The following is an 18409-nucleotide window of genomic DNA, read 5'->3' as shown; positions in this document are numbered from 1 at the left end:
CTTATCCTGTTGGCGCTCATCCATTTATCTTTTCGATTAAGAGGTCGACAAAAGCTCTTACTTTCGCTGGGCGAAAGCGGGCCGAAGGGAAGACCACATGAATATCGCCGCTCGGTAGCTGCCATTGTGGCAGAAGTTTGATTAATCGGCCGGCGGCAAGATCGTCGGCAATCGCATAATCAGGTAATACGGAGATGCCAGCATCGGCAAGTACTGCTTCTCGTACTGCGAGCGTGGCATCTAAGTAGATCGAAGCTTGCATCTCAATACTCTGCTGCTCACCATCATCGGATAAAAAATTCCAGCGTAAAGGATTATTTAATGCGGTGTTGGCGATGAAAGGTAATTGGCTTAGATCTTTTAGGTTCAGCGGTTCTGGTAATTGAGCATGCAGCGACTTGGATACCACTAAAAATTGTTGAAATTCGCCAATTCGTCTTACGGGCAGGTTATCTTCGCTAAGCCAACCAACGCGGATTGCCAGTTCAACCTGTCCAGACATGATGTCGACAGTTTGATCGCTTAAGGCGGCATCTACTCTGCAGTTTGGATAGTGTCGGGTGAATGCAGCAATGGTGGGGACGATAATGCCGATCCCGTAATCGAAAGGTGCGGCGATCCGCAAGGTCCCTGAAGGTTCAAGTACGGTGTCGGTTAATTCGTCGAAGGCCTCTTCCGCTTCACGCAAAATTAATACGCAGCGTTGGTAAAAGGTTTGTCCTACATCTGTGACTTTAACTGAGCGAGTGGTTCGTACTAATAGCGATACTCGGAATTCTTGCTCCAGTCTAGCGACTTGCTGGCTCACCACGGCTTTGGTGATGCCGAGACGCTCGGCTGCTGCGGTGAAGGAACCCGTCTCTACCACAGCGGTAAAATAGACTAAGCGACGCATGTTACCGAGGTCACCTAAGTTAGTTTCAGTCTTATTGTTTATCTTTAGCATACTATATGTATATATGTAATGCGTTTAACTGTCAATGTATTCGGTTTAAAGTAGCTACACTTAACTGAGGAGATAAACAATGAACATCACCCTTAACTATTTATTCGATCCATTATGCGGTTGGTGCTACGGCATCTCCCCTGCGTTTTCAGCGCTCGCGAACGCTAGCGAGCAAGTTCATATCAAACTGCTACCCACTGGACTTTTTTCCGGCGCAGGCTCAAGAGCGATGAACGAAGAATTTGCAGCTTTTGCCCTGGTCAAATGATCAGCGTATTGCCAGCCTAACTGGACAGCCTTTTAGTGAACAATATCGTCACAGTGTATTAGCTGATCATCAGCAACGTTTTGACAGTAGCTTGCCAACAATCGTGCTGACGGCGGTTGCTTTAACCCAGCCAGAAAAAGAGCTGGAGATGCTGAAAGCGATTCAGAAACTTCGCTATGTGGAAGGCCGCAATGTCACTGACCGAGCGACCTTGGAGCAGGCCTTACACACCTTAGAACTTAGCGATGCAGTTGCATTATTAGACAGCCCTGAGTTGCACAAAGCGAATCAACAGCGCCTCGAGCAGGCTCAAAATTTAATGCAAGAGTTCGCTGCCCGTGGAGTGCCAAGTTTGATTGCTGAGTCTAAGGGACGTCGTGTGCAATTATCTACCGCAGATTTTTATGCCGACTCACAAGCTTTATTGCGTCAGCTTAAAGCGCTTTAAAGCGCTAGCTAAGCTTATTTATTTCTGCACTCTTAATGTGCGATTAGTTACAATTTAAAAGGAAAGATAATGTCTATTAAAAATAATTTCATGAAGTTTATCGCGGCTGGCATCGTTGCTGTGTCTAGTATCAACGGTGCTGCATTTGCGGCAGAGTCTACATTGAAGGTGCAGCATTTTCCAGCTGGAGAACACGGCTTTTATCGCGCTCCAGTATTGCTTAGCGGCGAACATGACGCGCTGTTGATTGACGGTGGTTTTACTTACCCCGACGGTCAGGCTTTAGTGGCTGCTATTAATGCTTCGGGTAAGACCTTAACCACTATTTATGTGAGTCAAAGCGATCCCGATTATTATTTCAGTCTCGCGCCGATAAAAGCGGCATTTCCTGATGTACGGGTGATTGCTGCATCGGCAACGATTGAGGCAATTAAAGCTAATGTGAAGAAAAAACTCGCTATTTGGGGGCCTCAACTTCAAGCGAATGGTCCACAAACCATGGACGATATTGTGCTACCAGAAGCCTATGATGAGTCTTCTCTTCGTATCGAATCGCATCACTTGGATATCGTCAACGCAGAGGGTTTAGCCAACCGTCGTTACTTGTGGGAGCCTTCAAGTCGAGCTATTTTGGGTGGTGTGATGGTATTTTCAGGGGTGCATGTATGGACCGCTGATACCGCTGGTGCAGCGGGGCGTGAAGCCTGGATCAACAATCTGAATGCCATGCTTGAGCGTGAACCTAAGATGGTGATTGCTGGGCACATGAGTCCCGATGCACCGACTGACGCCAGTGCTATTCGTTATACTCGAGACTATTTATTGGCTTTTGAAGAAGAACTCGCTAAAGCTACGAATAGCGAACAGCTTATCAAAGCCATGACGAAACGTTACCCGAATGCTGGAATGGGCGTAGCCCTACAAATTGGTGCAAAAGTGGCCATGGGCGAAATGAAGTGGGGCTAAGCCGTTTGTATTAGGCTTAGGTCTTTGGGGAGCGGAGCGACAGTGATACCAGATATCTCCTTCAATCGTTAGCTGCTCCGGCTCCCTTACTTTATTGATTGAGCTGCTAAGTTTGTTAGTCGCTCTTTTTATATATGAATCCTTGAATATGATCGGCTTAGGCGAGGTAAACTTATTTCATTGAGGATATTTTGGGTCCGCCGAAGCGCTAGATGCCTTTAGCTTGCGACAATAAATGTCATAATTGTTAGCAGTGTGTTTAAAAAAATCGTGAACCCAAACTGATATTATTTTATCGAAAGGCTTGGTTTCTCCCTCCTTGTTTTACATTTCGTGTTTTTTTGGGCGCTGTTGTTGTCCTTGTATATTTCACATTATCATTTGATTCTACTTCTATTTTGCGTGGAAGCGATAAGCGCATCACATCGCGGTGAACTGGACTTTTTGAATCTTGCCGAGTGGGGTAATGTAGGCTTAACTTACGATGCAATTCATATTTTAGTAACAATTCGCCAGTTTTATGTGAATTGTTTGAGAATGTAGGGGCTTGCCACGCGAATAAAATCAATTTAGCCCAATGGCAATGAAGCGCTTTACTGATGCTGTATTTAAAGTGCATATCAGATACTGATTTACGGTAAGCAAAGTAGAGGTTGTGAATCGCCTTAAGACTGGTGTTGAGCAATTTTTTACCCCGAATCCGAGTAATGTAGTGCACTGATTTCTTCAAGTATGGGAGACAGTTATGAGTTTTTTTTGGGGGCGCTTATCCATTGCGACAAAACTATATGTGACGATGCTTGTGGTGGGCTGCTCGCTGTTGATCATCACCCTTAACTACACCTATCAACACGAAAAATCTTTGGTTGAAGCGATGGCTCGTCAGCAAATTAAGGCCATGAGCGAAAGTTATTTCGAGGGCCTGAATACTTTGATGTTATCGGGGGCGATGGCAAATAAAAATTTATTGCATAAAAAGATGTCTAGCCAAGAGAATATCCTTGATATCAAACTGATTCGCTCAGAATCGATTCAGGCGATGTTTCATCCCAGTGAAGCTTCGGTTAGTTTAACCGACAATCAACGTCAGGCTTTCACTGGGCAGACGGTGGTTAAGCAAAGTATGATTGAACAACAATCTGCGCTGACGGTACTGACACCTATCATCATGAGCCGCGATCATGGCGGTGTTGATTGCCTTTCTTGTCATGTGACCAGTAAGGAAGGCGAGACCGCAGCGGTGATTGAAGTTGCATTTTCACTCGCCAGCGCTCAAAAAATTATTTATAGCGCACTGCTTAAGCAAGCCAGTCTGTTAACGGTAGTCTTTTTTATTGGCATGTTGATGTTGGCCTTGATTTTTCGAAGTGCGGTGGCAAAGCGTCTTAAATTACTGCGTAATCGTTTGTTGAAAGCGGCTGATAACTCAGATCTAGCTGTGGATTTTTCGGATCAATACCACGATGAAATTAGTGGCGTTTATGCTTCGTTACAATCATTAGTGAATAGTTTTAAACAGAGTTTAACTCAGCTGACGAGTAGTAGTGACGAATTACATGATACTGCCGAGCAGGTCAGTCATGTGGCTGGTTCAACTGAACAATCAGTCACAAGGCTGAAGGCTGGAACCGATTCTGTTGCGACCACCTTAGTCCAAATAGAAGCCTCATCGAATGATGTGAAACAAAATGCGCAGTTCACCACCGACCGAACCCAGCACGCCAGTCTACATGTTGAGTCTGGTGCGAAGAAGGCGCAACAAATACTTGCTTATATGCAAGCCTTAGTGGCGATAGTAAAAGATGCCAACGAAAGCTTACTTGAATTAGGCGAGCGAAGCGAAAGGGTGAATTCGATGGTTGAAGCCATTTCAGCTATTGCTGAGCAAACCAATCTATTAGCCTTGAACGCCGCCATTGAAGCAGCGCGAGCGGGAGAGCAAGGTCGAGGGTTTGCGGTTGTCGCAGATGAGGTGCGTTCGTTAGCGAGTCGAACCCATCAGTCGACAGGGGAGATTAAACAGATTAATGAGCAGCTGACACAACAAAAAGATCGTGTGATTTCGGTGATGAACGAGGCGAATACTGCAGTTAGTAACTCGGAAACGAGTATTGAAGAGTTATGTGCGATCTTGGAAGATATTGCCATACAAAGCCGCGAGATAGCCCAGCTAAACTCACAAGTGGCGCAAGCCGCTGATCAGCAGAACCAAGCGGTTTCAGAGGTGAATCAGCATGTGACGAGCATTCAAGATATCGCTGACGTCACCGCGCATGATGCCAGCCAGCAGCATATTATTAGCGAACGTGTCGTTGCATTGGCAACCGAGCTTAAACGGCTTGTGAATAGTTATAAGTTGTGAGTAGCAATAGGGGCGATGTTTGTTGGTCAAACTAAATAGCTTGATCATCGTTTATGGTTCCATGTCGGTGTCCATATACTGACCATCGAGTGAGGCTTGAAGCATGTGCTGATAACGTCCACTTTGCTTTAATTGGCTTAGCCCTCGATTGAATTTAGCTATCAGCTGTTGCGCATTTGGTGTTTGTTTAGAAATGATGAGGTAATAACGATCGCTCGTGACTGATTTGGGGTGATGAGTGATTTGAGCGATTTCATTGGGATTAAAATATTGCTGCAATAGATAATAACCAGCAGCTTTATCGAGTTGAAAAACTTGAATATAACCTCTTAGTAAGCGAGCGAAGTTACTGCGGTCCGACTTACTTCGGTCAATTGTGATGAGCTTCTGTCTCTCTAGTTTTTCGAGTAGTTGGTACTTATAACCCGCCGCCCCACCAAATTTAACGCCATATAAGTCTTGCGGTTTATGCCAATCGAATGCAAAATTTTTCAGATGAAAAAATACCGAAGTCCCCTCTATTACGAAGTCAGCACTATACAAAAACTGTTGTGCGCGATTGTCATTGTAAGACCAAATGAGCGAGCCATCGACTTCACCCAATTCAGCTAATAGGTAGGCTCTTTTCCAAGGGAAAAATTGATAATGAACCTCGATCCCTTGAAGTTTGAATGCTTCACTCACGATGTGTGAAGCAACGCCACCGTGTTTCAAATTTACAGATAGATAAGGCTCCCATTCGCCATTGCTAAGAATTAGCGAATGGAGCGGCGCTAATGTTGGAAATGACGGATAGAGTAAAAGTGCAAATAGTATCCCTGTTGAGAGCTTTTTCATAAGTTCTACATAGTTGATGCGATGGTATTAGTTTAGACTATTTTTGATCTTGTTATTTAGCTCGGTTCTCTATTGCAAAGGCGTGCCTGCTCAACCAAGCTCGATAAGATTAAAATCGGGTCTGAGTTATAAATACTCGTAGCATTGCAGCTTGCGCTAAGCCATTGTTGTATCATAGGGCTTTAGTTGAAAATGATACCCAATGATGATCAAAGACTTTAATTTATTGCGGCTGTTACTGGTGTTAAACGAAGAGCGGCAAACAACATTAGCTGCGAAACGATTGCATCTTAGTCAACCAACGATCAGCGTCATGCTGCGAAAATTACGTGAGCAATTTAATGACCCGCTGTTTGTTCGAGACAAAAATCAGTTGGAGCCAACGGTGCGTTGTCAGCAGTTACTGATGCAGCTCCCTGCGCTGCTGGATCAATTGGACTCGTTATATATTAACCAGAAAAATTGGGACATTTCCCTGCTCGAAGGCGAGATCACCTTGATATTGTCACCACCTTTAATGAGCTCTTTCGCCGCCCCCTTAGTGAGTAAGCTTAGTGCTCAGGCCCCGTTAATTACGGTCGAGTGTTACCATTGGGGCTTTGAGGCTCAGCGAGATCTGGAGTTAAAAAACCAATGCTGGGGTTTTAGTTATCTACCCATGGAAACCAATAAAAATATTTTGCAAAAGGATATTGGTGATGATGAATTTGTAATGGTGATGCGTAAAGACCATCCGCTTCAGTCCTCAGAACTCAGTGCCGTGTTAGCTTATCCCTTGTGTATTAATTTAATCTTTGGTGAATCCAGCGTCTCTCGTAGTGAGCAGATACTTAAGTCTCTTGAGCTCGACAAAAAGATTAGTGTGCGTACCAGTGATATTGGCTTAATGTTAGCCTTGGTTGCTGATGGTGATTATATTGGTATTGTTTCTAAGAATATTGCAGCTCGATTTCCTTACAAATTCCGCTTCGAGCCTTTACCTCATTCTCTGCCTGATAAAAGCCGATTCCGAAGTATTGCGCTATTTACCCATCAGCGAAATCGCATTGACCCGCTTACCAACTGGCTATTTGAGGAAGCTTCCGCAATTATTGACGGTGAATTGCATTATTAATATTTCTAATGGAGCTTATAGAAATTCATCGATGGGGGGAGGAAAGCGCTTTTGTTAGGCTTATAAAGTAATTTAATGATTCACTTTATAAGGGGTTTAAATGAACCATAAGTTCTGTTCCGCAGTCATGTTTTGTTTTGCTTCAGGTTTTGCTCTTTCTAGTTTTGCGCAGTCTCAACACAGCGCTGAAGAGGAGCTTGCTTATCATCTCGGGGTACAAGCTTTTATTTATGGGACGGGTCCGCTCACTGTGGCAGCCGTTCGCCAAACCTCTACATCGGTGACAGCACCGATGGATAACGCGATGGCACCGCTAAATCAAATGGGCAAAACGCGCGTCTTATCGGGTCCGCAACACCGTATTGTTCCTACGGTAAACAACGACACCTTATACTCTCAATCACATATTGATTTGGATGTATCTGGGCCGATGGTTATCGAAGTCCCTAGAACCGATAACCGTTATTTTATTGTTCAGTTGCTCGATGCCTACTCTGATTCTATCGATGACCTTATTAAGCAAAATGCTGGCACTCAAGGGGCTAAATTTTTATTGGTCCAGCAGGGTTGGCAAGGGGAAATCCCAGAGGGCATTAGCGGGGTGATTGAGTCACGTACCCCCATGGTTTGGTATATTCAACGTACTGGTGTGGCAGGAGAGCAAGATCTGGATGCGGCGCTTGAAGTACATGACGGTTTTATCCATTATCCTTTATCTGAATACGGTGAGTCTCACGGCGTAGTTAGCCTTCAACAATCTTCAGGTGGTATTCCGCCAATGGCTCGTCCCCAAGGTTTGGAGTGGTTTGCCTTAATTGATCAAGAATTAAGAAAAAACCCTTTAGCCGAAGATGCCGCTATGGTGGCGCAATTTAAATACATTGGTATTGGAGGAGAAACGCCTTTTAATTCGGAGCTGCTTTCTGCAGCGCAAAAACGCGGTTTGCTGCGTGCGGTGGAATCTTCAGCCCGTATTATTGACTACGCAGGTCGTCAACTTGGCGCAACTAGTTACGGTTGGTCGATGATGTTTGAAGGGGGGCGTTATGGCCAGGATTATTTGAGCCGCGCGAGTATTAATTTACGCGCCGCTGGCTTAAATGTGCCAGAGCGAGCACTTTACCCAAACCGCTACACCGACTCTCAAGGTATGCAATTATCGGGTAAATATCAGTATCGAATGACCATGCCAGCGGATGCACCAGCAAAAGAGTTCTGGTCCTTAACTATGTACGATGCTACAAATTTGTTTATGGTGGAGAATGAAATCAATCGTTATTCGATTTCCACTAATCGTCCTGAAGAGTTGAAGTATGCGACAGATGGCACCTTGCCGATTTGCATTCAACATCAACCTCCAGAAGGCGAGCATTGTAATTGGCTACCAGCACCAGAAGATGACTTCTATTTGCATCTTCGCTTATATGAGCCGACTCAACAAGTGCTTGATAATGAGTATCCAATGCCACAGGTGATCAAACAAACTCTTTAAGCGATTTATTTTCGCTTGTTCAAAACCCAGTGGACATTCCATGGGTTTTGTTTCCTGAATACCAGAGTTTTATGTACCAGTAACACCGGAACAAAAAATAGACCACCTTAAGTTACTGATTTGTTTATATGGTTTTTTGTCTTTTTATGGCCTTGTGTGTCGTTTAAAATAAAATCCTGCAAGTGAGTCGTCTTCCACTAAGTGTATGTTGTTCGTCCTTTTGGTTTGATGAGTGTTGGTGGTTTTGTCGCTCCCATTAAGACAATGAAGAAGAAGGCTGATGCTCTTTGATTCAATACGATGTTGCTTCTAATAATCTTTGCTGTGTAGCAAAACATTAAGCTTGTGAATAAATATATTTATGACCAAAAAATCGCTATTGATTTTAAGATTATTTTTTTGTTGTTTTTTGTATCTATTACCTAGACTAGTTGTATGGCGTCATAACATGCATATAAAGGGTGAACATGCGAATTAACTCTATTCGATTAAAGGCGATGTTTCCAACCGCCTTGCTGGCGGTTATTTTGGTTGGCTTATTTATTTTTTCTAAAGCTATGACTTCTATTCAACAAAAAGCTCTAACCGTTCAGAATGAGCATTATTTTGCAGCGATATCGGCGGTATTAAATGCGGACCGAGATATCTATCAGGCGCGTTTAGCAATCGAAAAAATCTATTGTGGCGAAGGGGCTCTCGTTGAGAATAGAGCTGAATTTGAAGAAAATGCCCAACAGGTACTGGACCGTTTCCATTTATATCGTAAGAATCTTGAAAGTGAACCCGAGTTACTCGCTTCCTACACCCAATTTGAACAGTATTTTCAGGATTGGTACTCTGCGAGCGAACTGGTCATGGCATCTGCAAAAGAGGGGGTTGATTTTGGTCCTAAATTTATTGAGTTGGATCGGCAATTTGGAGTGATTCGGCAGATGCTTGACCAAGCGGGAGAGAAGCTGAATGAACATACTCAGAAATTGGAAGCGGAAAACATCGATCAGGCTACACTGAATCGTTACATTGAAGCTATATCTGAAGTACTGAAAGCAGATGTGGACATCTATCAAGCGCGCTTAGCGATGCAGAAATTGATGATTCACGATGGTCTGCCGCAGCAGAATAAAGCTTCTTTTAAAAAAAATGCCGCTCAAGCCTTGCAACGTTTTCATGCCTATCGTGCTTACTTAATTGATGAGCCTAATTTAACGGAACCTTATCAGGAGCTTGATACCTTGTTTACCGAGTGGCATCACAACAGTATTGCTTTTATTGAATCCACTGAAGTCAAGACTAACGGTGCACTCTCTGAGGCATTAATGCGGCTCGATGAAAAGTTTAAAGTGGTTCGCTCTCAATTAGATCAAGCCGGAGAAGACGTTAGAGCAAAATCCCAAGAGAGTGATGAAATTTTAAGAGAACAGGTGGAAAGTCTAGAAAGTATTGCCATGGTGATCATTATATTAGCTTTTATCGTCGCGATCGGATTTGGTTATTACATGCCTTTGCTGTTGACGCGTAACGTAAAAAATATGGCCAATCGAATTAAAGAAATCGCCGAGGGTGATGGTGATTTAACTGCTCGTATTAATTCCAGCGCTGGTGACGAACTAGGTGACCTCGCTCATGAGTTTGACGGTTTTGTGGAGCACCTACGTTCAATTATTAAAGTGATTCACAATAAAAGTGAGGCCTTAGGAGGGATGACCGAACAGTTTAACGGTGTGTCCAGTGAAGCAAGCGCGATCACCTTGGCTTTAGTGGATGCCTCAAACTCAATTGTGAGTGCCAGTAGCGAAATGAATATGTCTAATCAGCAAATGGCTGAGGTTGCCAAAGATACAGTTAAGGAAGCGAATAACTCCAATCAGCTTTCCAAACAGGGGATTGCCGCGGTCAATACCTCTAATCAAGCCATATCTAGCTTGGTCAATGATATCGAGGTGACCGAGAGTCAATCTATAGAGTTAGAAAAAAGCTCACAAACCATCGCCTCAGTACTGGAGGTGATCCGTAAAATTGCCGAGCAAACTAATTTGCTGGCTTTGAATGCGGCGATTGAAGCGGCTCGAGCCGGAGAGCAGGGGCGTGGATTTGCAGTGGTTGCTGACGAAGTCCGAACCTTAGCGACTCGTACCCAAGACAGTACCAATGAAATTGAGGGCATGATTGAACAGTTGAAAGTAAACGTGGAACGTTCCTCAAGTGCCATTCAAAATAGTCGGAAAAATGCCGAGAGTACGGTTGATAACTTTAGTCAGGTTATTCAAATATTTGATGAGCTTCGTGCGTCTTTTGGGCGGGTTCAGGAAATGGCCGATCACACGGCCCAGGCGACTCAGGAGCAATCGGCAGTCTCCAGCGAAATCAATCAAAATCTTGTTTCGTTAAAAGAGCAAACCGATGGTGTGCAAAATGTCGCGGATGAAATTCAGTCTCAGTCGCATAATATTTCCGATTTATACCAAGAGCTGAACAAGCAGGTGGGCAGCTTTAAGGTATAAAGGCTGAGTCGGCAGGCTTTATTGGCTCGTCCGGCAAGCTGTTTTGTTTTGGCCGGGCAATAAGATGCGCTTGTACCATAGTGGCCATTGCCTGTAAGCCAGCATAAGAGTTTGAGATGGCCAAGTCGCGTGGCACCAATACATAATTGCCACTTCGACAGGCTTGCAGAAAGTTGCAAAAGTTTGCCAGCATGGTATTCATATGCGCTATTTCAGTTGCCGCGCCACCAGCTTGATCGGCGCGATAGGGGGAAAAAATAATGTCGGCATCCAGTTCCGGTAGGCGCTCTACGCTGAGCGAGATACGCTGGCCTGGGTCGATGGCATTGATTAACTCTGGAAAATGAAAACCGGCATCACGTAAGACCTGGCCTAAGGCGCGATAGCTATGGTAAACACTGAGTTTGCCACGTAGTGATTGAAATACCGATGCGGTGATAGTGGCCGAACCGATGCTATTTTTAAGCGCGGCGATTTGCATGGCATAACGGCGCTCTAGTCTGCCAAGTTGAACTTGGCTTGCGGTTAATTTAGCCAGCTTGCGATAGACCTGTGGCGCCCCTTTACTACTATCGATGACCACCGTTGGCGCAATCCTGGCTAACAGTTCAATTGGAGTTGAGCGGTTTTTTTCGGTGATGATCAAATCGGGTTTCAAGCTCACGATTTTTTCCAGATCAAGCTTCGTGGCGCCGATAAAAGAGATTGAACTGTTATCGAAATCAACACCGGTTAATCGTGCACTGGAGCGCAGATAGGGAGTGCCATTACGATTCAGTCGACCATGACTGCCGATAGGCAAAATACCTAATTCAATGAGCGGAATGGTGATATCGACGTCGTAGGTAGACACGAGCCGTTTCGGGTGCACCGGCACAGCTACGCTTCTGCCAAGGTCATCAATATAGAAGGTGGTGGTGAGTGCGAATACATTGCTGTTATTTAAGAAACAGCAACACAGAGTGAATAAAACCGTACGAATTAATTTCAAAATTGATCCCTGCGCATCCAAAGAAGGAAAATTAAACTGGGTGCTCCAAGCACTGACAATATAATCCCCGTAGGTAAGGTGAGTGGGCTAAAGGCGGCGCGGGCGAGGGTATCAGCACTGAGTACCAATAAAGCGCCAATCACGCCACTGCCGAGCAGCAAACTGCGTTCACTGTTGTTTGCCAGCAAACGGGCGAGATGTGGTGCAATTAAGCCAACAAAGGCCATCCCCCCGGCGACCGATACGCTGGTGGCCACTAATAAAACGGCTGCGCAAAAACGCAAACTGGCAATTAAAGATCGGCGCACGCCAAGGCTTGTTGCCAGAGCGTCACCCAGTGCTTCTATATTTGCCGAGGGGCAGCACAGGATTAATATCAGTGCGCAGCTAAGCAATATCAAGCTGGCAAGTTGCACACTGGACCAGGTTGCCGCCTGCAGATCGCCGGCAAGCCAAAGCATCACCGTTTGTAGATCTTGGGTACTGCTTGAGGATAGCAAAATCAGCATCACCGCGGATAATAACCACGATAAACAAATGCCGATCATCACCAAACGCAGACCGGTACTCTGTTTGGCGAGCAATTTAACCGACAGTCCGGCAGCTAATCCCCCAGCCATCCCCAGTAAGGGGCGCCAAATTAACGCCAGCTCTGAGCGCATCAGTATCACGCTTACAATTGCTAACGCAGCGCCTTCGCGTACCCCCAAAATGGAGGGATCGGCTAAACCATTTCGGGTTAAAGATTGCATCACCGCACCAGCACAGCCGAGCATTGCACCACACAACATGGCTAAGCAGATCCGAGGCGCACGAAACGCATCAAGGATCAACAAATCAGCCCGTTGAGCCGCCGAGCCGTCGAGGCTTCCCAGATGAAAATAGCTCAACAATGTGTCGAAGGGCACAGCTTCACTGCCGGTGAGCAAGGCCGTCATTGCCACCGCAACGAGTGTCATACTCAGCCCCGCCAGGCTGAGTAGCGGCAATAAATGAAATGTGAGTGAAAAAGGACCCGTGCGCAGGGTCAACGCGCTTGCTTTGTTCATCGTATCCGTCTCGTGAAAATCCACATAAACACCGGGGCACCAACCAATCCGGTTAGGGCTCCCGTGGGTAACTCCTGAGGCGAGATGATGCTGGTGGCAGCAAGGTCGGCAGCCAGTAATAAACTTGCCCCGGTAAGAGCAATAAGCAGCATTGATTGCAGCGTGGGACGGGCGTGCACACCTCGCCATATTGAAGGGGAGATTAAACCCACAAAACCAATCGGTCCCACTAGGGATACCGCAGTTCCGCTTAACAGCGCTGCGGCACAAAGGGCAAAAAATCGGGTCAGCTTAACCGAGGCTCCTAAACCTCGAGCCATATTGTCGCCCAGTGACATTGCATTTAATTGCGGCAGTAGTAGCAAGCTCATCAACACCGCCAGGCCGATAAAGGGCAAGCCCGCGAGCACTGTGGATAGCTGCGCACTGGCCCCGTCACCCACTAACCAAAAGCGCAACTCGTCCAGAGTGTTTTCATCCAGTAGCAAGATGGTGGCGCTAATGGCATTCGCGAGAGTGGAAAACGCGATGCCACAAAAAATGAGTTTCAGTGCCTGTAAACCCTTGCGTCCAGAGGAGGCTAGCGTTAATACCATGCTGAACATGATGGCGGCACCAATACTTGCAGCCAGCGGCCGTAAAGGGCCAATTAATGGCACAATTGGAAAGGCCGTCAGGCTTACCACCATTAAGCTGGCACCAGCATTAAGACCTAAGATATGGGGTTCGCAGAGACGGTTAGCCAGCGTGAGTTGCATTAAATATCCGGCTATAGCGAGGCAGATGCCTGCAAGCAGGATCGCCGTAACTCTTGGCAGCCGCAGAGCTATCAATACCCGTTGCTCAAAGTTGTTTGGGTCGTAGTCAATAATGGCATGGGCCAAACTGCTGAAGGGAATATCGCGTGGCCCTTCGATGAGATGTACCAAGCCTAATATGAGCGTGACAAGCAGCATTAAGCTGAGCTGTCCGCTGGTCGTCAAGTGAAGCTGTCGCGGTGGGCTAAGTGCTGATATGTTCATGCGCTTTGGGCTTGGTGTTGATTGGGAGCGGTTTTGCTTAAAAAAATCGGTAAACCAGTTTGGGGATGTGGTACTGCCAACAGTGGCGTTTCGAATACCTGCTCCACGATGGCCGTCGTGCATTGGCTTGGGTGCTCAAGCTGATGGAGGATCTGACCTTGTTTAAGGAACACCAGATGGTCGGTGTATTGCAAGGCTAGGTTGAGATCATGCAATACACAAACAATGGTTCGCCCGTGATGCTTGACTAAATCTCTTAATAATTCAAGCAATTCAACCTGATGGCGCATGTCGAGAAAGCTAGTGGGCTCATCTAGCAAGATCAGCTCGGTTTGCTGAGCTAAGATCATGGCTATCCATACGCGCTGGCGCTGTCCGCCGGATAAACTATCGACCAATCTTGCGGCAAGATGAGTGGTCGCGGTTAACCGCATTGCTTCGGCCACGGCCTGTTGATCCTGTTCGCTCCATTGCTTGAGCAAGCCTTGGTGTGGAAAGCGACCCCGGGCAACTAAATCTTTAACGCTGAGATCTTCCGGCACGCTTGGTTGTTGTGGTAATAAGCCAAGCGTACGGGCCACTTGCTTGCTGGGTATATCAGCTATATTCCGCTGTTGTAAAAAGACAGAGCCTCGCTGGGCTGGTAATAAACGTGAAAGGCTGGCTAACAAGGTCGACTTCCCCGATCCATTGGGTCCCAGTAACACCGTCATTTTTCCGGATGCCAGTTTGAGATTGAGGTTTTTTAGAACGGTATGGCCAGCGTGTCCGGCATCTAAATGTTCAGCACGCAGGATTGCAGGCTCTGAGGTCGGCTGAGCGCGCTTGTCCATTTATTTATCTCCTAGATGGTAATAGTCGTATGTGACATCGATGTTTGCCTAAATTATGTTTAAATTTCATACAAATGGTAATACAAACGATTCGCATTTTAGTTTCTATTGAGGTGAAAATCACGTAACATTTATGGTCTTGTTAAATTAAGTTGTGGCGATAGGCTGAAAAATAACCCGTTTGCAGTGTAGCCATCGTATAAATGGAATGATCGATGTTATTCAATATTTCTTCTAGACAGGCAGGCCAATGCCGCGTTGTTTTGGGTTTTACTTTACTGGTATGTCCTCGTTTACTGTATGCTGCGACTGAAAGCAGCCTGACCAAGGAAACCTTAGAGCTTACGGTGATGAAGGTTCAAGCCGCTCAAGACCGTTATCGTTTAGCAAACAGTTCGCTGGCGACACGAACAGCCACCTCTGTCATGGACATCCCAAAATCGATAACCGTGGTCAGCCCTCAGCTGCTCAAAGACCGCTCCAGTGACTCCCTGATCGATGCTCTTTCTCATGTGAGTGGCGTGAGCGAAACCAATACCATTGGTGGGAAAGAAGACGCAATTATTCGTCGCGGCTTTGGCTCTAGTCGTGATGGCTCTTTGTTAAGCGATGGTTTAAAGACGGCTTTTCCTCATTCGTTTAATGTAACCACCGCCTATGTCGAAGTATTAAAGGGTCCCTCTTCTACGCTATATGGTGTGCTCGACCCAAGTGGAATGGTAAATGTGGTGAGTAAAAAGCCGCAGCAAATTTTTTCTGCTGAAGTTTGGTCAAAGTATTCTGCCTTGGGGGCGGGGCGTTTTGGCGAAGTATTGGGGGGCGACCTGACCGGGCAGCTCGGCAATAGTGATTTTTCCTACCGGATGATTGGTGAATTTGAAGACAGCGACTACTGGAGAAATTTTGGTCAGAATCGAAACTGGACGATTGCACCTTCGTTGCTTTGGCAAGGAATGAACACCGAAGTGCTACTTTCTTATACCCATCAACAATATTTAGCCCCCTATGATCGCGGCACCATCTTTGATGTGACTGAGGGAGATTTTGTTGCGACAGACCCACGACTTCGTTTCGATGAAGTGTTCTCGGAAATCGAAGGGGACTCGGATCTGGCAAAACTAGCGCTGAACCATCATCTCAATGCAAGTTGGGATGTGGCACTCAATTATGCCTATTCTCAGGATGATTTTGTCGCCAATCAGGTTCGAACTCGAGGCTACGATTCGGCGACCGGCAATGTGACCCGACGGGCGGATGTTCGAGACTATTATAAACGGAGTATGCATGCGGTTCGCAGCGACCTCACCGGCCAGACCGCCAGTCTGGGGGGGCAGCATCATTTATTATTGGGCGCCTCCTTCGACCATGAAACAACTCGACGTTCCAAACTGCAAAACTGTAATACCAACTCAGATTTTAATATTTATGACCCGCTGTATGGACAGGTGCAGGGCTGTGATTACAATGCCGAGCAAGCAGTGGGCGAATATGAAACCATAACAACGAGTGCGTTTTATCTGCAGGACCAACTGCACTTAAATGAGCAATGGATAGCTGTTGCTGGATTACGGATGCAGCAGTTTGATATCGATGCTGGTCGAGGCGCTGCGCACAATACCGACTCCAGTGGCACCGCCTTATTACCTAATGCAGGTCTGGTATGGAAGGTGACTGGGGATAGCTCGCTGTATGCTAATGTTGGCCAAACTTTTCGTCCGAATAGTTCAATTGGCAATCCCTACGGTAATTTGGACCCTGAACAGGGCACGGCTTACGAATTTGGCAGTAAGTTTGATCTGGGCCAGCGTTTTAGCATGACGCTGGCGTTTTATCATGCACTTAAGCAAAACGTGGCTTACTCCGAAACGGTGAACGATGAAACGGTTTATCGCACCGCAGGTCAGGTTCGCTCTCAAGGCATCGAATTGGATGTGGCGGGTGAACTTTTCGAGCGATTGCAAGTTGTTGCCAGTTATGGTCTGACGGATGCGAAGGTGTTGGAAGATCCTGACTATGCAGGCAAGCGTTTGGCGAACGTTGCCAAACATACCGCTTCGCTGTGGTTAAGTTATGATCAAGGATCGCTTTTCTCTGGTAAGGGGAGTTTACGTTACGGTGGGGGGCTTCGCGCCGCCAGTAAACGGGCGGGTGACAATAACAACTCTTTTTACCTGCCAGCTTACAGTGTTGCCGATGTATTTGCAGCCTATACCTTCGAGCGCGAACATCCGATTACTGTGCAATTGAATTTGAACAATTTGTTTAATACCCAATATTACAGCTCGTCTATTGGTAGCTCCGCCTATGCGGTGGCAGTGGGGCAACCATTTCATGCTAGCTTGAATTTGAGCATGGCATTTGGTGATTAGGCACGGGCGCTCTCTGCTATGCTTAAACAGCTGTTGTTGCCTCTACAGAGGCTTAAAACATCTTGTAGTGGGCAGGGGAATAGCCCTTCATCATTGCATCGCTCATCTTTAATAATCGGGGCAGTGCATAGATAAAAAACATTTGATAGCCTTCGCAGAGCTGATTCAGGGCTTTGCCTGGTTCAGCGGCGAGGCTACGATTTTTCGGACAGCCACCTTGACATAGGGCTAAAAAATCACAGCTTTGGCACTGGCTGCAAAGGCTCGCCGATTTATTCGCGGCAAATTGGCGTTGCTGTTGGCCGCTGACCATGCTTTGCAGCGAGTCTTGTTGCACATTGCCGAGGCGGTGATCAGAGTAGGCGAAGTGATCACAGCTATAAACTTCACCATCGGCTTCTGCCATCAACTGTTGTCCACAGCTGGCGGCATGGTGGCACATTTGGCTGGGGTAGCCCATCAACAACATCAGACAATTTTCAAAAAATTGCACGTAAACTTGACCCACATCTTGCTCGCTCCATTGGTCAAAAACATCACAAAGAAACTCTCCCCACTGCTTACCATTAAGGCTCCAGTCGTGTTCTGAACGCCGGTCCAAGGGGTGGTCAATACAGGGTTGAAACTGCATGTAGCCGCTGCCATGTTGTTTCAAAAACTGATAGATAGCCTTGCCCTGTTGATAAGTGCGATTATTCACTACGGTCAGGGTATTAAAATCAACCTGATGGGCCTTGAGGTGGGCAATGCCACGCATGGTGCGCTGAAATGACGACTGACCGGAATGATCGATCCGCGCGATATCGTTATGCACTTGGTCTCCATCGATGCTCACCCCGATAAAAAATTTGTGCTCACGGAAAAACTGAGCCCAGCGCTGGTTGATCAGCGTGCCATTGGTTTGCAGAGTGTTGGCCAGGGGGCGGCCCGCCGCATGTTGTTGTTGCAGAGCCACCGCTTGCTGATAGAACTCCAGGCCACGTAACATGGGTTCGCCGCCATGCCAAATAAAGTCGACAGGCTGGCTTGAATCGGGTTGCGATTGAATGTGATTTTTGATCACTTGTTGCAGCTTGGCCTTACTCATTCTGGTGCTGCGCTGCTCGGCTTGCTTAAGGTAGTAGCAATAGCTGCAATCTAAGTTGCACTTTGCACCTTCGGCTTTAATGAATAGGCTATAGGGAACAGATGCTTGAGTTGTCATGGATTAC

At 46.4% G+C, this 18409-nt stretch carries 15 protein-coding genes; 8 read left to right on the top strand and 7 right to left on the bottom strand.

Going from position 1 to position 18409, the window contains the following annotated elements; translation table 11 throughout:
* Positions 1-16: 16 nt before the first annotated feature.
* Positions 17-895 carry a LysR family transcriptional regulator gene (locus tag ACRRSW_RS13310; RefSeq protein WP_432452739.1) on the bottom strand — a complete coding sequence of 293 codons (879 nt, stop codon included), beginning with the start codon at positions 893-895 and terminating at the stop codon, positions 17-19.
* 130 nt (positions 896-1025) lie between these two features.
* Between ACRRSW_RS13310 and ACRRSW_RS13305 the strand changes: the two genes are divergently transcribed.
* The 4 genes from ACRRSW_RS13305 to ACRRSW_RS13290 all read left to right on the top strand — a co-directional run bounded on the left by ACRRSW_RS13305 (position 1026) and on the right by ACRRSW_RS13290 (position 4990).
* Positions 1026-1214, top strand: coding sequence for a hypothetical protein (locus tag ACRRSW_RS13305; protein WP_432459580.1), 189 nt, complete (start codon positions 1026-1028; stop codon positions 1212-1214).
* Positions 1198-1662 carry a hypothetical protein gene (locus ACRRSW_RS13300; protein ID WP_432459579.1) on the top strand — a complete coding sequence of 155 codons (465 nt, stop codon included), beginning with the start codon at positions 1198-1200 and terminating at the stop codon, positions 1660-1662. Before ACRRSW_RS13305 ends, ACRRSW_RS13300 begins: the two co-directional genes overlap by 17 nt.
* A 69-nt stretch (positions 1663-1731) precedes the next feature.
* A complete protein-coding gene (locus ACRRSW_RS13295; RefSeq protein WP_432459578.1) occupies positions 1732-2628 on the top strand; it encodes an MBL fold metallo-hydrolase in 897 nt (298 codons plus the stop codon).
* Positions 2629-3373: 745 nt separating this feature from the next.
* The gene (locus ACRRSW_RS13290) at positions 3374-4990 is read left to right on the top strand and encodes a methyl-accepting chemotaxis protein (protein ID WP_432452742.1); all 1617 of its coding nucleotides are present in this window, start codon (positions 3374-3376) and stop codon (positions 4988-4990) included.
* Between the two features lie 51 nt (positions 4991-5041).
* Here the strand turns inward: ACRRSW_RS13290 and ACRRSW_RS13285 are convergent, their stop codons facing one another.
* Positions 5042-5827 carry a substrate-binding periplasmic protein gene (locus ACRRSW_RS13285; protein WP_432459577.1) on the bottom strand — a complete coding sequence of 262 codons (786 nt, stop codon included), beginning with the start codon at positions 5825-5827 and terminating at the stop codon, positions 5042-5044.
* A gap of 202 nt (positions 5828-6029) precedes the next feature.
* Here ACRRSW_RS13285 and ACRRSW_RS13280 point away from each other — a divergent pair, with 202 nt between their 5' ends.
* The 3 genes from ACRRSW_RS13280 to ACRRSW_RS13270 all read left to right on the top strand — a co-directional run bounded on the left by ACRRSW_RS13280 (position 6030) and on the right by ACRRSW_RS13270 (position 10934).
* Entirely contained in the window at positions 6030-6941 is a 912-nt protein-coding gene (locus ACRRSW_RS13280) for a LysR family transcriptional regulator (RefSeq protein ID WP_432452744.1), read from the top strand.
* Positions 6942-7041: 100 nt separating this feature from the next.
* Positions 7042-8433, top strand: a complete 1392-nt coding sequence (locus ACRRSW_RS13275; protein WP_432459576.1) for a DUF1254 domain-containing protein — start codon at positions 7042-7044, stop codon at positions 8431-8433.
* A gap of 467 nt (positions 8434-8900) precedes the next feature.
* The gene (locus ACRRSW_RS13270) at positions 8901-10934 is read left to right on the top strand and encodes a methyl-accepting chemotaxis protein (protein WP_432459575.1); all 2034 of its coding nucleotides are present in this window, start codon (positions 8901-8903) and stop codon (positions 10932-10934) included.
* Here ACRRSW_RS13270 and ACRRSW_RS13265 read toward each other — a convergent pair.
* Genes ACRRSW_RS13265 through ACRRSW_RS13250 form a run of 4 tightly spaced genes read right to left on the bottom strand, consistent with a single transcriptional unit; the run spans position 10924 to position 14829 of the window.
* Positions 10924-11925 (bottom strand): ABC transporter substrate-binding protein, encoded by a 1002-nt coding sequence (locus tag ACRRSW_RS13265; protein ID WP_432452747.1) that lies wholly within the window; start codon positions 11923-11925, stop codon positions 10924-10926. The two genes, ACRRSW_RS13270 and ACRRSW_RS13265, sit on opposite strands and share 11 nt — an antisense overlap.
* Complete coding sequence (locus ACRRSW_RS13260) at positions 11922-12974, bottom strand: FecCD family ABC transporter permease (RefSeq protein ID WP_432459574.1); 1053 nt, start codon at positions 12972-12974, stop codon at positions 11922-11924. The genes ACRRSW_RS13265 and ACRRSW_RS13260 overlap by 4 nt, the downstream gene beginning before the upstream one ends.
* Positions 12971-13996, bottom strand: a complete 1026-nt coding sequence (locus ACRRSW_RS13255; RefSeq protein ID WP_432459573.1) for a FecCD family ABC transporter permease — start codon at positions 13994-13996, stop codon at positions 12971-12973. Before ACRRSW_RS13255 ends, ACRRSW_RS13260 begins: the two co-directional genes overlap by 4 nt.
* Positions 13993-14829, bottom strand: a complete 837-nt coding sequence (locus ACRRSW_RS13250) for an ABC transporter ATP-binding protein (RefSeq protein WP_432452750.1) — start codon at positions 14827-14829, stop codon at positions 13993-13995. Before ACRRSW_RS13250 ends, ACRRSW_RS13255 begins: the two co-directional genes overlap by 4 nt.
* Before the next feature lie 215 nt (positions 14830-15044).
* On the opposite strand from ACRRSW_RS13250, the gene ACRRSW_RS13245 reads away from it, so the two are divergent.
* The gene (locus tag ACRRSW_RS13245; protein ID WP_432459572.1) at positions 15045-17198 is read left to right on the top strand and encodes a TonB-dependent siderophore receptor; all 2154 of its coding nucleotides are present in this window, start codon (positions 15045-15047) and stop codon (positions 17196-17198) included.
* Between the two features lie 52 nt (positions 17199-17250).
* Here ACRRSW_RS13245 and ACRRSW_RS13240 read toward each other — a convergent pair whose 3' ends face one another.
* Entirely contained in the window at positions 17251-18402 is a 1152-nt protein-coding gene (locus tag ACRRSW_RS13240; RefSeq protein ID WP_432459571.1) for an anaerobic sulfatase maturase, read from the bottom strand.
* Positions 18403-18409 lie beyond the last annotated feature (7 nt).

Origin of the sequence: Agarivorans sp. QJM3NY_25 (assembly GCF_050870875.2) — a bacterium.
In the GTDB taxonomy this organism is placed as follows: domain Bacteria; phylum Pseudomonadota; class Gammaproteobacteria; order Enterobacterales; family Celerinatantimonadaceae; genus Agarivorans.
Note: the sequence above shows the minus strand (reverse complement) of the source record. Positions and strands in the feature narration are given on the sequence as shown.